The following is a 14,468-nucleotide window of genomic DNA, read 5'->3' on the forward strand; positions in this document are numbered from 1 at the left end:
AATAGTAGCTATGGATAAAATTATTAAAACTATATCAGAAAGCGGAGCCTTTCGTGCTTTTGTCCTTGATAGCACGGAAACCGTCCGCACTGCTCAAGAAAAACATCAAACTCAAGCCAGTTCAACTGTTGCACTTGGCCGTACCCTTATCGCTAGCCAGATTCTCGCAGCCAATGAAAAAGGAAATACCAAGCTAACGGTTAAAGTTCTTGGAACTAGCTCTCTCGGCGCCATCATCACAGTTGCAGATACTAAGGGAAATGTCAAAGGCTATGTGCAAAATCCCGGTGTAGATATCAAAAAAACTGCAACGGGTGAAGTCCTAGTCGGTCCTTTTGTCGGTAATGGCCAATTTCTCGTTATCACAGACTATGGCACTGGAAATCCTTACAACTCCATGACTCCTCTCATCTCTGGAGAAATCGGTGAAGACTTGGCATACTATCTGACTGAAAGCCAACAAACCCCTTCAGCAGTCGGGCTCAATGTTCTTTTGGATAAAGACGACAAGGTCGAAGTTGCCGGAGGTTTCCTTCTCCAAGTATTGCCAGGAGCCAAGGACGAGGAGATTGCCCGCTTTGAAAAACGCATCCAAGAAATGCCAGCCATCTCAACCCTTCTAGAAAGCGATGACCATATCGAAGCCCTTCTCAAGGCCATCTATGGTGACGAATCTTACAAACGCCTATCTGAAGAAGAAATTCGTTTCCAATGTGACTGCAGTAAAGACCGTTTTATGAACGCTCTTGCCAGCCTTCCAAGCTCAGACCTTGAAGAAATGAAAGAGGAAGACCACGGGGCAGAAATCACTTGTCAATTCTGCCAAACAACTTATAACTTTGATGAAAACGACCTGGAGGAACTCATTCGTGACAAATCTTAATACACCCTTTATGATTGGCAATGTTGAGATTCCCAATCGTACTGTTTTAGCACCCATGGCTGGTGTCACCAACTCAGCCTTTCGTACCATCGCAAAAGAGCTCGGGGCTGGACTCGTTGTAATGGAAATGGTCTCTGACAAGGGAATCCAATACAACAACGAAAAAACCCTGCATATGCTTCACATCGATGAAGGCGAAAACCCCGTTTCTATCCAACTCTTTGGTAGCGACGAAGACAGCCTCGCACGCGCAGCAGAATTTATACAAGAAAACACTAAGACCGATATCGTCGATATCAACATGGGCTGCCCAGTTAACAAAATCGTGAAGAACGAAGCTGGCGCTATGTGGCTCAAGGATCCAGACAAGATCTACTCTATCATCAACAAGGTCCAATCTGTCCTTGATATCCCCCTCACTGTCAAAATGCGTACAGGCTGGTCTGATCCATCCTTAGCCGTGGAGAATGCCCTCGCAGCTGAGGCTGCAGGTGTGTCTGCCCTTGCTATGCATGGCCGTACCCGCGAACAAATGTACACAGGTCACGCAGACCTCGAGACCCTACACAAGGTTGCTCAAGCTTTGACCAAGATTCCATTTATCGCAAATGGTGATATCCGTACGGTACAAGAAGCCAAACAGCGTATCGAAGAAGTCGGTGCTGACGCTGTCATGATTGGTCGCGCAGCCATGGGAAACCCCTATCTCTTCAACCAGATCAACCACTACTTTGAAACAGGAGAAATTCTCCCTGACTTGACATTTGAAGACAAGATGAAAATCGCCTACGAGCACTTGAAACGCTTGATTAACCTCAAAGGAGAAAACGTAGCCGTTCGTGAATTCCGCGGCCTCGCTCCTCACTACCTTCGGGGAACATCTGGCGCTGCCAAACTTCGTGGAGCCATTTCACAAGCTAACACCCTAGCAGAGATTGAAGCCCTCTTGCAATTAGACAAAGCATAATAGAAAAAACCGTAACTCGCTTGGAGTTTACGGTTTTTTAGATCCTAGGAAAACCTAGGTACTATTATTGAATCAAGGCAACGCTTGAAACTTTACCATCCGCACCTGTTGTAATTTGGATGATTTTTCCTCCACCGATTTTGGCATTATACTTGCCATCATCAAGGGTGTAAGAGTAGCCTCTGATAGAATAGTTTTCTTTCTTCCCATCTGCAGTTTCTACTGTGAATTGCCCTCCTGATGAAACCGTAATGATTTCGCCATTCGCTTGCTTCCAGTTGCCTGCTGCAGCTGAGAAGTCACCATCCACCATGGTTAAAACTCCCTTGTAGCGTTTGTTGTGTTCTGCTTGCTTGTCTTGAAGTTTGCGGTCAGTTGTTGGATCATAAGTTGACTGGTTAGACTGGGCTTGAGAACCTTGCTGAGTTGACGGAGCCTGAGAAGGGGCTGGTTGACTAGGAGTTGCTTGTTCTTGTCTTGATTCAGGTGCTGATTTCGCTTGTGACTGATCTGCTGTTGTAGAAGACTGATCAGAAGATGCTTGAGCTTTTTCAGATGAAACTGAGCTTGAAGATTTTTGAGTCTTGCTTTCTTTGCTAGAAGAAGCCGCTTTGGAACTTGATGACTGACTTGTCTTTGCAGAGCTGCTGCTTTGAGTGGTTTCGTTTTTATTTCCACAAGCTCCCAGTAGCAAGGTAGAAGCCAATACAGTCGCTGCCATCAATTTGATATAGGTTTTCTTTTTCATTTTTCTACTCCTTTGTAACATTTTTGAAATGTTAAGAAATCTTTTTGTAATATAATTGTAACATCGAGCCTTGAATCTGTCAACTATTTAGAGAAACTATTTTAAAAAATTTCTCTCTATTATTTCTATTCGTAATCGAAACGAAAAAATAGGAAAATTTCCTAGATTAGAGCTATTTTTTTACATCCTACTGTTATAGTCGCTTGCATTGTTCTAAAATAAAAACAGTCGCAACAGCAAAGTAATTTAATAAGGGCAAACAAAGAGGTCGGGAACTTTTCCCGACCTCACTTTTTATTTCAATCGATAGGTTTTTCTTGGTTTCTTTTTAGGAACTCGTTTGAGTCCGACTTCTTCTACATATTCTCCGTATTTTACGAGAAAGTTATTGCTGACGATTGGCCGACCTGGGTTGATGAGATTGACCAGTTCAGTCCCTTCATAGACAGTGAACTCCTCCTCCAGCAGATAAAGGAAGGTAGGATTCCAGTCGAGACGGCCTTGGATTCGTTTGATGGATTCTTGGATAATGGCATAATGGTCAAAGGCGAAGGATTGCTCGTCCAGCTCCACTCCCTCTAGGAGGCATTTGCCTGTCTGGAAATCGACATCTACGAAAACGACATCCTTGGCATCGTCTCCTGCCTGAACGAGGTCTAATGCGCGACTAGGCAGATAAACCAAGTGGGCAATGGTCACCGTCCAGCCACGCGGATCACGACCGGGAGTCGAAACTGTCATCAATTGCTCGATTTTTTCTAAAGGTAGATCGAGATTGACTTCTTCTCTCACTTCACGCTGACAGGCATGTGCAGCATCTTCTCCCTTGTCCATAAAGCCTCCAACCAGAGCCAAACAATTTTGATAAGGGTGGGCCTTGCGACGGATTAGCAATAGCTTGATCTTTCCTTCGACAAAGCAGTAAGCCACCATATCTACTGTCACACTTGGTTTTTCATATTGAGGGAGTTCCTGCTTGTAGTACCAATCCAAAAACTCTTCCTGACTGGCATGAATTTCATAATACTCTTTTTCCGTCATCCCTGCTGGAATCTTCTTGTCTATCATTTTAAGCCTCCTTTCGAACTGCCTTGGTCCATTGGTACCATCCCACTAGACTGTTGAGTGTGTATACCCAGTACATCCCTTGGATGTGGATATTTTCACCCCACCAGAGGTAGATACTAAATAGATTGGTTGCAATCCAGAAAATCCATTGTTCACGATAGAGACGTGTCATCAAGAGCTGACCAACACCATTGGTCGCATCGGTTACACTATCACGGAAAGGGCGAGCGCTATTGATACTTTGGTAAGCCAAGCCCATACCAATCCAGATAATGGCAGTCAAGGCCAAGTACTTGAGCCAATCAAGAACAGATAATTTCTTAGCTTCAAAGTGGGATTCTTCTGGTTTTCCTTGGTCATTGATACGATTGGACAGCCAAGCATAGAGACCAATCGGCTGCATGATAAAGAAGTAAACAGTCGTCAAGACTTCGCCATAAAAAGTCGCATTCATGGCTAAAATCAAATAGATAGCTGAGTTAATAGCCCCAAAGAGATAATTGCTTGCACGCCCTTCTGCTACCAAGATAACACAGACAATCCCAGTCCAGGATGCAAACAAGCTCAGCCAGTCATGACTTTCCGTATTTTGTGTGAATTCCAAGATCAAGGGAACACTTGACAAGGCGATGAGATACAACCACTGGAAAAGGCTACGTCCGACAAAGAGATCTTTCCAGAGCAGGCGCATGATCCCTGCAAAACCAATCTTGCGAGCTTCTGCATGGACATTGTTAAAGTTTTCGATAAATTGTGTGATTTTTTTAGTTACTGTTTTCATCATTTTCTCCTAATCTGCTTGGTAAATGGCATCGATAGCCACTTTGGCTGCTTCATAATTGCCTAGGTAATCCTCAGCTAGATAAACTAGTGGAATGGTGGTTAAATATCGCTCTCTCATCTGGTCCAGATGCTGGGAAAAACTGTAGCGAATATGGTCTTCCGCCATGGTCATATCTCTAAATCCGTCATTGACATAAGAACCGACAGGCTGCACAAAGAGAATCAAGTCCCATTTTTCCTTAGCCAAGATAGAAACAAAGAGATTGTCAAAGGTTTCTCCTGATAAGTCCCCTTGGTCCTCAGTCTCCATGTAATAATCATAGTAGCCCTTGGTTACTAAGGAGTTGGTGTCAGCTATTACTAGGCCTCGATTGGCATTGCTATCTATTAACTTGGAGGTCTGGTCATACTGCCCTAAAAGGAGATAATAATAATCCTTTGGAGTCAATTCATCGTCGCGGACATTGTTTTTGATCTGGTACTCGCGTGCGTATTCCAAGCTGACCGGCGCATCGTAATACCTTGCCAAATCCTTGGCCAGAGTGGTCTTCCCATTGCTGGCACTTCCCATAATCAACACTTTCTTGGTAAACTGACGACGGAAGGGCTGAGCAATATATTTCCAATATTTGCTTGGATTTTCTCGAATCATAGTCGCTGAGATTCCAAACTTTCTTTCTTGCAAAACGGTCTCAAAGCCACGATTTGATAATTCTTGCTGGTAGTCACGTTCTCCCACAAAAAAGATCAGTTCTTGCTGGGCTTCATCGTAGGAAATCTCCGATAACATCTGATCCAACCACTCCTGCCAGCCCATAGGGTACCGGGGAAGGTTGGTTTCATCTAACTTGCAGACAGAGGTCAACTCGTCATCACGAAAAGCCTCTCTGATATAGCGAAATCTTTTTTGAAGACTTAAGCCTACCTGCTCCCCTCGGTCTCCCTCATAGCCTGAAACGACTACCCAGACCTGATCACACTGGCGCTTCGCTCTCTGGATCAGGTCGATATGCCCTTGATGGAGAGGGGCAAAGGTCCCAAATACCACTGCTGTTTTCTTTTTCATAAACGTTTTACCTTTTTATGATTTTCGATATTTTTATTTTCTATGTTTTTATTATATCTTATATTTTTGTTTTGTCAATAGTTTTTTATTACTTTTTATAAAAAGATGATGAAAAAGAATCAGGATTCCTCCTGATTCTCCATTTTTAAGCAATATCAAATTTTAATTGACCAGCTTTGACACCTATCTTGAGGGTCTTGCCTGCTACCAGTTCTCCCTTGAGGAGGAGCTCAGCTAGCTTGTCTTCCACCTCTGTTTGCAGTGTTCTGCGAAGTGGGCGAGCTCCCATTTCCGGATCATATCCTTGGCTTGCTAGTAACTTCAACGCTGAAGCTTGCAGTTTCAAGTCGATACCCTTCTCTGCCAGGCTAGCAATCAATGGTCTAACCATGATCTTGACAATTTCCTGCATGTGTTTGCTATCTAAGCTATGGAAGACCACCTTTTCATCAATACGGTTGATAAACTCTGGTCGATAAGCTTTTTTCAACTCTTCGAAGATTCGTTTTTCCATATTTTCCTGGTCAAAACGAATGTCCTTGGCCCCAAAGCCGACCATCTTGTCATCACGAAGGGCTGTCACACCAAGGTTTGACGTCATGATGATAATGGTATTTGAAAAGTCAACCTTGCGTCCCTTGCTATCTGTCAAGACACCGTCGTCCAAGACTTGCAAGAGAACATTAAAGATGTCTGGGTGGGCCTTCTCTACCTCGTCAAAGAGAAGCACTGAGTAAGGTTTGTTGCGAACCTTCTCGGTCAACTCCCCACCTTCTTCGTAGCCCACATAGCCCGGAGGAGCTCCATTGAGACGGCTGGCTGCAAATTTCTCCATATATTCACTCATATCAAAGCGGATAAGGGCTGATTCGTCATCAAAGAGAACTTCTGCCAAAGCCTTGGCCAATTCGGTCTTACCGACACCCGTTGGCCCTAGGAACATAAAGGAACCAATCGGACGCTTGTGGCTGCGAATTCCTGACTGGTTGCGGCGGATGGCACGACTAATACCTGAAACAGCTTGATCTTGACCGATGACACGTTTGTGCAGTTCCGCTTCCAAGTTCAGGTATTTCTTGGCATCAGTCTGGGTCAGTTTTTGTACTGGGATACCTGACAAGCGGCTCAAAGTGGTTAAAATATCAGATTCTGTCACCAAGTCTTTATAGACAGGGACTTCCTGCTCCTTTGCAATTAGCTGAGCTGCTTGTTTCCACTTGCCATCCATCAAGGCCTTGTCAGCTGGACTCAAGTCGGATTCGTCCATTCTCACATGCTTGGATTTGTTTTGCACAGTTGCTGCTGCCTCATCCAAGAGGTCGATAGCAGAGTCTGGCAAGTGACGACTGGTCAGGTAACGATGCGCCATCTTAACAGCCGTTTCGACAGCTTCATCTGTGATTTGCACACGGTGGTGTTTCTCATAGGTCGCCTTCAAACCTTGCAAAATGGTCATGCTATCAGCTAAACTTGGCTCTTCAATGGTCACTTTAGCAAAACGACGAGAAAGGGCTGCATCTTTTTCGATGTGTTTTTGGTATTCTTCCTGAGTGGTGGCACCAACCGTTCTCAAAGTTCCACGAGCCAAGGCTGGCTTCAAGATATTGGCCGCATCTAGAGTCGAGTCAATACCGCTACCAGAACCCATGATGGTGTGAAGTTCATCGATAAAGAGGATTACTTTACCATCTTCCTCGATATCCTTGATGATGTTGTTCATACGTTCTTCAAAATCTCCACGGAAACGTGTTCCCGCAACAACATTCATCAAATCAAGCTCCAAAACGCGCATCTTGGCCATTTCCGCAGGTACATCCCCACTAGCAATACGCTGAGCAAGACCAAGTGCTAGAGCTGTTTTCCCGACACCCGCATCTCCAACCAAGACAGGATTGTTCTTGGTCTTCCGACTCAAAATCTGAATCATACGTGAGATTTCCTTGTCACGACCGATAACTGGCTCTAACTTGCCAGAGAGCGCTTGCTCCGTCAGGTCATGCGTATAATCCTCTAGACCGCCACTTGGATTCTGTGGCATGCCCATCATATTGGCCATGGAATTTTGCTTGTCTGCTACCGTGCGATGGCGTTGGCGCAAAGCCTTAAGATCTTCTCTTGTCCAACCTGCACGCTCTTCTAAATTGCGACGAAGAGCAGCAATTCTGACCTGATCTTTCTGGTCTTCATAAGAAAAGCCTGCTCTCTCCAAGATGCGAGTTGCCAAGGCATTGCCATCATGCAAAATCGCATAGAGGACATGCTCTGTCCCTAGCACCTTAGCATGGACCACTGAGGCCACATACTCTGCTTCTGCAAAGAGAACCTCCAAACGATGGGAAAAGGGCAATTCCGTAAAGGTTTCGTCTTGGCTATAGTCCGTTTCAGTCAGTTCTAAAGCAACCTCTTCTAAACGGTCCATTTCATAAGGATAATCATTTAGAGTAGCACCTGCCACACTGTAACTGTGATTGGACATGGCAATCAATAAATGCCAAGACTCTAGATATCGAGCTCCAAAATGGCCCGCAACCATATAGGCACTTTCGATACATTCATTCAATGCTTTTGAATAGTTCATCTTACTTCTCTTTTCTATCTACCTCTTGTAATAGCTGTCGGAGCATATTGGCACGGACAACTGAAGATTCTTCCCCTAGGACACGATCCGTTGCCACAGATGCCAGCAAGGTCATCTCCTGCTTGGTCATCAAGTCCTGCTCCACCAAAAGCTGGAGAATATCCTCATAAATCTCCTGACTAACTCGCTCACCAATCGAGTAAAGCAAATCGCGGAGCATCTCATGATGATTGGAAAACTCAATCCGTCCGATGCGAATGTAGCCTCCGCCACCACGCTTGCTCTCAACCAAGTAACCTCTACTTTCCGTAAAGCGGGTCTTGATGACATAGTTGATCTGACTTGGCACAACCTGAAAGGTATCTGCCAACTGGCTCCGCTGCAATTCCACGATACCAGATTGGTCTAAAATTGCCTTGATATAGGCTTCGATATGATCTGATATATTTTTAAATCTCATAGTAAATCAAACTCCTTCTTTGAACCTTGACTATCTTTGACTATTATACCGAAATTTTTGATTTTTTTAAAGAAAAAGGGAACAAGTTGCGAAGATTATTATAAAATATCCAAAACAAAAAGATGGGACCGTAAAACGGTCACCATCTTTTTGCTTTATTCAAAGTTAAGATTAGTCAACTTTTTTAGCACGGTATACAAGTCCTGCCAAAGCTGCAAGAACTAGACCAAGAATAGTAGAGAATGCTGTAAAGTCTGCTCCACCAGTGTTTGGCAAATCTCCCTTAGGCTGTTCACCCTTAGGTTCTTCCTTAGGTTCTTCTTTTTTCGGTTCAGTATACGTGTTAGTGATTGTTGGGTTGTTACCTGTAACTTCTGTTACAAGTTGACCTGCACCATTATCTGTCACTTTTACTGTCACTTCGTAAGAATTTTCATCATATTTGATATTCTCATCCTTACCTTTTACTTCAGTAATAGTGTAAGTGTGCTCACCTGCTTCTTTGTACTCAATTGCTGTGAAAGTAACAGTACCGTCTGCAGCGTTTGTAGCTGTCTCAACGACTTTGTCACCTTCTTTAAGTTCAAACTTAAATTGACCTTTTACAAGCTCTTTATCACCTTTCAAGACTTTCTTAGCTGTGAAAGTTACTTGTGTAGAAGATGCAACATAAGTATTTGTGAAGGTTGGGTTGTTGTCAGTTACAGTCGCAACAAGTTTGCCTGCACCGTTATCAACAACTTCAACTGTCACTTTATGTGTAGCAGTGTCGTATGTCACACCTGCTTCGCTACCTGCTTTTTCTGAGATAGTGTAAGTGTGGCTACCTGCTTCTTTGTATTCGATACCTTCGAAAGCAACTGTACCGTCTGCAGCGTTTGTAGCTGTTCCGATTACTTTGTCACCTTCTTTAAGTTCAAACTCATATTTACCGGCTTCAAGAGCTTTACCATTCAAGACTTTAGTAGCCGTGATGTTTACAGTTGTTGAAGCTGCTTTATAAGTGTTGGTGAAGGTTGGGTTGTTACCTGTAACAGTTGCAACAAGTTGACCTGCACCATCATCTGTAACGTTTACCTTAACTTCGTGTTTAGTAGTATCGTAAGTCACACCTGCTTCGCTACCTGCTTTTTCAGTGATAGTGTAAGTGTGGTCACCTGCTGCTGCGTATTCGATCGCTTCGAAAGTAACAGTGCCATCTGCAGCATTTTTAGCTGTCGCAACGACTTTGTCACCTTCTTTAAGTTCAAACTCATATTTACCAGCTTCTAGAGCTTTACCATTCAAGACTTTAGTAGCCGTGATAGTAGCTGTTGTTGAAGTTGCTTTATAAGTGTTAGTGAAGGTTGGGTTGTTGTCTTTTACATCTGCAACAAGTTTTCCTTCCCCGTTATCTGTAACTTTTACTGTTACATTGTGAGTAGATTTATCGTATGTCACACCTGCTTCGCTACCTGCTTTTTCTGAGATAGTGTAAGTGTGGTCACCTGCTTCATTGTATTCGATTTCTTTGAAAGTAACAGTTCCGTCGGCAGCGTTTTTAGCTGTTGCAACGACTTTGTCACCTTCTTTAAGTTCGAATTCGTATTTATCAGCTTCAAGAGCTTTACCATTCAAGGCTTTCTTAGCCGTGATCGTTGCACTTGTTTTAGCTGCTTTATAAGTGTTGGTGAAGGTTGGGTTGTTGTCTTTTACATCTGCAACAAGTTTTCCTTCCCCGTTATCTGTAACGTTCACTGTTACATTGTGAGTAGATTCATCGTATGTCACACCTGCTTCGCTACCTGCTTTTTCTGAGATAGTGTAAGTGTGGTCACCTGCTACTGCGTACTCAATGTCTTTGAAAGTAACAGTACCGTCTGCAGCGTTTTTAGCTGTTGCAACGACTTTGTCACCTTCTTTAAGTTCGAATTCGTATTTATCAGCTTCAAGAGCTTTACCATCCAAGACTTTAGTAGCTGTGATAGTAGCTTTTGCTGGAGCTGCTTTATAGGTATTGGTGAAGGTTGGGTTGTTACCTGTAACAGTTGCAACAAATTGACCTTGGCCGTTATCTGTAACTGCTACCTTAACTTCGTGTTTAGCAGTGTCGTATGTCACACCCCCTTCGCTACCTGCTTTTTCAGAGATAGTGTAAGTGTGGTTTTCTACTGCTGCGTACTCAATGTCTTTGAAAGTCACAGTACCGTCTGCAGCGTTTTTAGCTGTCGCAACGACTTTGTCACCTTCTTTAAGTTCGAATTCGTATTTATCAGCTTCAAGCTCTTTACCATTCAAGACTTTAGTAGCTGTGATGGTAGCTTTTGCTGGTTTAGCTTTATAAACGTTCGTGAAAGTAAGGTTTTCAGCACCTGTTGCAGTTGCGACAAGTTGACCTTGACCGTTATCTTTAACGACTACTTTTACTTCATAAGCATTCGGGTCGTATTCAACTCCGGCTACATCACCTGCTTTTTCAGCGATAGTGAATGTACGAGTTTCTTCTTTTGTGAACGTAAGTTCTGGGAATTGAATCTTACCGTTTGCATCGTTTGAAACAGTGTGGAGAACTGTTCCGTTTTCTTTCAACTCAAATTCAAATTGGCCAGCCTCAATAGCTTTACCATTCAAGACTTTCTTAGCTTCAAGTTGAAGTTTTGCTTCTTTAGCAGCGTATGAGTTTGTAAATTCTTTCTTAGAATCTTTGTATTTAACGCTTGCAATCTTTTGACCATACACGTTTGCTACAGTAACTTCTGCTTCAAGTACTGAATCATCGTATGTATAGCCAGGTTTGTTGTCATTTACTTCTTTAATTTGGTATTTGAATGTACCTTCATTAGAGAATTTAACTGTTGGGAATTTAATATTTCCTTCAGCATCATTCTTAGCTTCTTTGATAGTTCCATCTGGAGCAATCAATTGGAAAGTAAATGCATCTGCCTCAAGAGTTTTTCCTTCAAGTTTTTTCTTAACTTGGAATTCAACCTCATCAGACTTCGCACCTGAACCGATACCTTCCGTAGTTGTCAAAGGAGCAAATCCATGAACATCAAATGTTTCTTGATCGGTTGTCGCTTTTACATCGTTGAATGCTTTTTTAGTTGCATTGTCAACAGGAGCAGTTAGACGAGTTTTATATAGGATATAGAGACCTTGTCCGTCCATTGTACCATCACCGTTTGGAGTGATTGTAAAGTGATTTCCATCAACAACGTTGATATGGGCAGCTTCTAGTTTTGGACGAGCTTCAGCTTTGTTCCACTCAGTAAAGTAGTAACCAGTAATTTCACTCGCAAGAACTTGTCCTTCTGGAATAGTATCTTCGAGTTTAACCCCTGTGTAAGATTTTGCATAACGGTTAACACGGATACGCCAGTTTACATAGTTAGGATCGTCTGAGTCTTGAACTCCCCATTTAGTAAATCCAGTTGGGTCATCATCTGGGACGATACGAGTCAAAGTGTAAACTTGGTCACCTGGGATATCAATTTGATAAGGAGTGTTTAATTTAACACTATCTGCCCAAACGACTGTAAACAAAGCTTTAATTTCCTTGTTCTCTGACAAATTAGCAAAGTAAGCAGCATTTGTTACTTTGACAGTAGCTGTGTTATCTGCTCTACTAGTTGTCAATTCAGCAATAGTTGTTTGCCCATCTGGTGCTTTCAATTCCGTAACAGAATCTTTTTCAATCTTAAATTCGTTTGGAACATGATACACCATGTAATCCCCATCTTTGAGGGTTACTTCGTTGGGGAAACTATAAGTTGGTTGAAGATAGAATTTACCTTCCCCGTACTTAGCGCCATCAACAAGTTTGTTATTGTTGATTGTTGAAACAGTTTTCATTGTATAACTGCTTGCTGGTAGTTCCTCCGCTTGAACAACAGTGCTAACTTTGAGTGCAGGTAGAAAAACTGACACTACTAGCAGCAAGGTCATCAAGCCATGAAAGAGTTTACTAGTTCTCTTTTTCACCACATTATCCTCCTTATTGTCTATAATGGTTCAATTATATTATACAGTTCCATTACAAAATGTCAACTAAAATTTAATTATTTTTATATTAACTTACCATTTTTTTAAATAATAAGCCCAATCATGCATGTTCATCAGCTTTGAAACAATTAAATACAGGCAAGAATTTCGCTTGTATTTAATATATACTAATTTCCTAAAAGGCTACGTATTTAATCCCAATTCTGCTAAGATTTGTCGCTTGTAGGCAATCTTTTGAACTTCCTTGTCCTCGTCTTCAGACCAATCTAGTTTAATTTCTGAAACAATCTGCCCAGGGCGATTTTTCAAGATATAGATGCGGTCGCTAAGATTGAGGGCCTCTTCGATACTATGTGTGATGATGAGGGTCGTCAGCTGCAACTGCTTGTGAATCTCCAAATACCAAGCGTGGAGTTCCATTTTGGTCATCTCATCCAAAGCGCTAAAAGCCTCGTCAAGAAGAAAGAGCTTGTGTCCGAAAAGATAGGTACGAAGCAAGGCCACACGCTGACGCATCCCTCCACTGAGTTCGTGAGGATACTTGTCCCGTACAGCTGTCAACTGGAAGGTCGCAAGGATACCATCCGCTCGGGCAACGGCTTCCGCCTTATCCACCTTTTGAATCAAGAGAGGCAGAATGATATTGCCAAGCACCGTCTTGTGCTCCAAGAGTAGATCCTTTTGCAACATATAACTCACGCGCCCCTTAGGATTTTCCTCGCCGTCAAGGACAATTCGCCCAGACTGGACTTCTAAAATCCCAGCGATTAGGTTAAAGAGAGTGGTCTTTCCAACACCACTTGGACCTAGGATAGAAACGACTTCACCCGAAGTCACCCGCAGGTTGATGTCCTCTAAAATCTTTTCATCGCCATAGGCATAGCTTACGTGTTCTAGTCTAATTTCTGTCATTATTTTACAAATTCGTTAGTGAAGCCTTTATCTGTCAAGTCTTCTTTTAGGATACCATTTTCTTTATCCCACTTGTAGAAGGCATTCCAACGGTCTGCGTCAAATTGTCCCCATTTTTCCTTGTCGCTTGCGTATTCTTTTGACAAGTATTTTTGCGATTCGATGACGAAATCACGTTTTTCCTTGAGTTCGGGAGCATTCTTGATGAGGATATCTGCAGCTTCTTCTGGATGTTCCATAGCGTATTGGTAGCCTTTTTTGATAGCTTGGATAACTTTACGAGCTTCTTCCTTGTTATCTTTGAGATAGTCGTTGTTTGCGATGATAACTGGTGAGTAGTAGTCAAATTCCTTGACATAGTCTTTCAAGTACATGAAGTTAGCGTCTACGCCTTGAGATTTAGCAAGGATACCATCCCAACCGTAGTAGATCCAAGCAGTGTCAAAGACGCCATTGGCAATTGGTGTGATGGAGTTTGAGTCGTTGTTTGGTACTTTTTCGACCTTCTCGAAGTCTCCACCTTGAGATTCCACCAAGGTTTTCAACATAGCAAGCTCAGTCGGGTCATTCCAGGTTCCGTATTTCTTCCCAACCAAGTCCTTTGGACTGCTGACATTGTCCGATTTACGTGAGATGATTCCTGATGTATTGTGCTCAACGATAGCGGCAACAGCAGTGATTCCTGCCCCTTTTTCCAATTTCTTAGCCATGTAGTCTTGGAAATAGATAGCAAATGGCGCCTTGCCATTGATCACCAAGTCAGATGAGCTTTCTTCTGGTGGCAATTTCAAGTCAACATCTACTCCAGCTTCTTTGAAATAGCCTTTCTCCTTGGCTACATAAAGTCCTGTGTGGTTGGTATTTGGCGTCCAGTCTAGGATAAAGTCAATCTTCTTAACTTCTGCTTCTTTGTTGTCCTTAGAAGCAGTTCCTTGACCACAGGCCACCAGCACGACAGCTACAAGAGCTGTTACAAGCGTTAAAAACACTTTCCATGTTTTCTTCATTTTCATTTCCTCTTT

Annotated in this window: 11 protein-coding genes; 2 read left to right on the forward strand and 9 right to left on the reverse strand. The window is 42.8% G+C overall.

Annotated elements, in window-relative coordinates; translation table 11 throughout:
* Positions 1-10: 10 nt before the first annotated feature.
* Together hslO and dusB are read left to right on the forward strand one after the other, a co-directional pair.
* Positions 11-883 carry an Hsp33 family molecular chaperone HslO gene (hslO, locus tag B7714_RS03970; RefSeq protein ID WP_061421531.1) on the forward strand — a complete coding sequence of 291 codons (873 nt, stop codon included), beginning with the start codon at positions 11-13 and terminating at the stop codon, positions 881-883.
* A complete protein-coding gene (gene dusB, locus B7714_RS03975; RefSeq protein WP_000183316.1) occupies positions 870-1,850 on the forward strand; it encodes a tRNA dihydrouridine synthase DusB in 981 nt (326 codons plus the stop codon). Before hslO ends, dusB begins: the two co-directional genes overlap by 14 nt.
* A 64-nt stretch (positions 1,851-1,914) precedes the next feature.
* Here dusB and B7714_RS03980 read toward each other — a convergent pair whose 3' ends face one another.
* From B7714_RS03980 to B7714_RS04020, 9 genes are all read right to left on the reverse strand, one after another.
* A complete protein-coding gene (locus tag B7714_RS03980; RefSeq protein ID WP_084859700.1) occupies positions 1,915-2,598 on the reverse strand; it encodes a hypothetical protein in 684 nt (227 codons plus the stop codon).
* Positions 2,599-2,892: 294 nt separating this feature from the next.
* Positions 2,893-3,666: an NUDIX domain-containing protein gene (locus B7714_RS03985; protein WP_084859701.1), complete on the reverse strand. Its 774-nt coding sequence runs from the start codon at positions 3,664-3,666 to the stop codon at positions 2,893-2,895.
* 1 nt (position 3,667) lies between these two features.
* Positions 3,668-4,447 (reverse strand): nicotinamide riboside transporter PnuC, encoded by a 780-nt coding sequence (gene pnuC, locus B7714_RS03990; RefSeq protein ID WP_000860155.1) that lies wholly within the window; start codon positions 4,445-4,447, stop codon positions 3,668-3,670.
* Positions 4,448-4,456: 9 nt separating this feature from the next.
* Positions 4,457-5,515 (reverse strand): AAA family ATPase, encoded by a 1,059-nt coding sequence (locus B7714_RS03995; protein ID WP_084859702.1) that lies wholly within the window; start codon positions 5,513-5,515, stop codon positions 4,457-4,459.
* A 145-nt stretch (positions 5,516-5,660) separates the two neighbouring features.
* Positions 5,661-8,093 (reverse strand): ATP-dependent Clp protease ATP-binding subunit, encoded by a 2,433-nt coding sequence (locus B7714_RS04000; protein WP_084859703.1) that lies wholly within the window; start codon positions 8,091-8,093, stop codon positions 5,661-5,663.
* Position 8,094: 1 nt separating this feature from the next.
* Positions 8,095-8,553 carry a CtsR family transcriptional regulator gene (locus B7714_RS04005; protein WP_084859704.1) on the reverse strand — a complete coding sequence of 153 codons (459 nt, stop codon included), beginning with the start codon at positions 8,551-8,553 and terminating at the stop codon, positions 8,095-8,097.
* A gap of 171 nt (positions 8,554-8,724) precedes the next feature.
* Positions 8,725-12,513 (reverse strand): Spy0128 family protein, encoded by a 3,789-nt coding sequence (locus B7714_RS04010; protein ID WP_239823552.1) that lies wholly within the window; start codon positions 12,511-12,513, stop codon positions 8,725-8,727.
* A 204-nt stretch (positions 12,514-12,717) separates the two neighbouring features.
* Positions 12,718-13,446: an ABC transporter ATP-binding protein gene (locus B7714_RS04015; protein ID WP_084859706.1), complete on the reverse strand. Its 729-nt coding sequence runs from the start codon at positions 13,444-13,446 to the stop codon at positions 12,718-12,720.
* Entirely contained in the window at positions 13,446-14,453 is a 1,008-nt protein-coding gene (locus B7714_RS04020) for an ABC transporter substrate-binding protein (RefSeq protein WP_084859707.1), read from the reverse strand. The genes B7714_RS04015 and B7714_RS04020 overlap by 1 nt, the downstream gene beginning before the upstream one ends.
* Positions 14,454-14,468 lie beyond the last annotated feature (15 nt).

The sequence above is a fragment of the Streptococcus oralis subsp. oralis genome (assembly GCF_002096595.1).
In the GTDB taxonomy this organism is placed as follows: Bacteria; Bacillota; Bacilli; order Lactobacillales; family Streptococcaceae; genus Streptococcus; species Streptococcus oralis_D.

Coding starts and splice junctions, on each gene's coding strand:
- pnuC (WP_000860155.1), bottom strand. CDS start 4,447: ATGAAAACAGTAACTAAAAAAATCACACAATTTATCGAAAACTTTAAC.
- B7714_RS03995 (WP_084859702.1), bottom strand. CDS start 5,515: ATGAAAAAGAAAACAGCAGTGGTATTTGGGACCTTTGCCCCTCTCCAT.
- B7714_RS03980 (WP_084859700.1), bottom strand. CDS start 2,598: ATGAAAAAGAAAACCTATATCAAATTGATGGCAGCGACTGTATTGGCT.
- B7714_RS04015 (WP_084859706.1), bottom strand. CDS start 13,446: ATGACAGAAATTAGACTAGAACACGTAAGCTATGCCTATGGCGATGAA.
- B7714_RS04000 (WP_084859703.1), bottom strand. CDS start 8,093: ATGAACTATTCAAAAGCATTGAATGAATGTATCGAAAGTGCCTATATG.
- B7714_RS03985 (WP_084859701.1), bottom strand. CDS start 3,666: ATGATAGACAAGAAGATTCCAGCAGGGATGACGGAAAAAGAGTATTAT.
- B7714_RS04020 (WP_084859707.1), bottom strand. CDS start 14,453: ATGAAGAAAACATGGAAAGTGTTTTTAACGCTTGTAACAGCTCTTGTA.
- hslO (WP_061421531.1), top strand. CDS start 11: ATGGATAAAATTATTAAAACTATATCAGAAAGCGGAGCCTTTCGTGCT.
- B7714_RS04005 (WP_084859704.1), bottom strand. CDS start 8,553: ATGAGATTTAAAAATATATCAGATCATATCGAAGCCTATATCAAGGCA.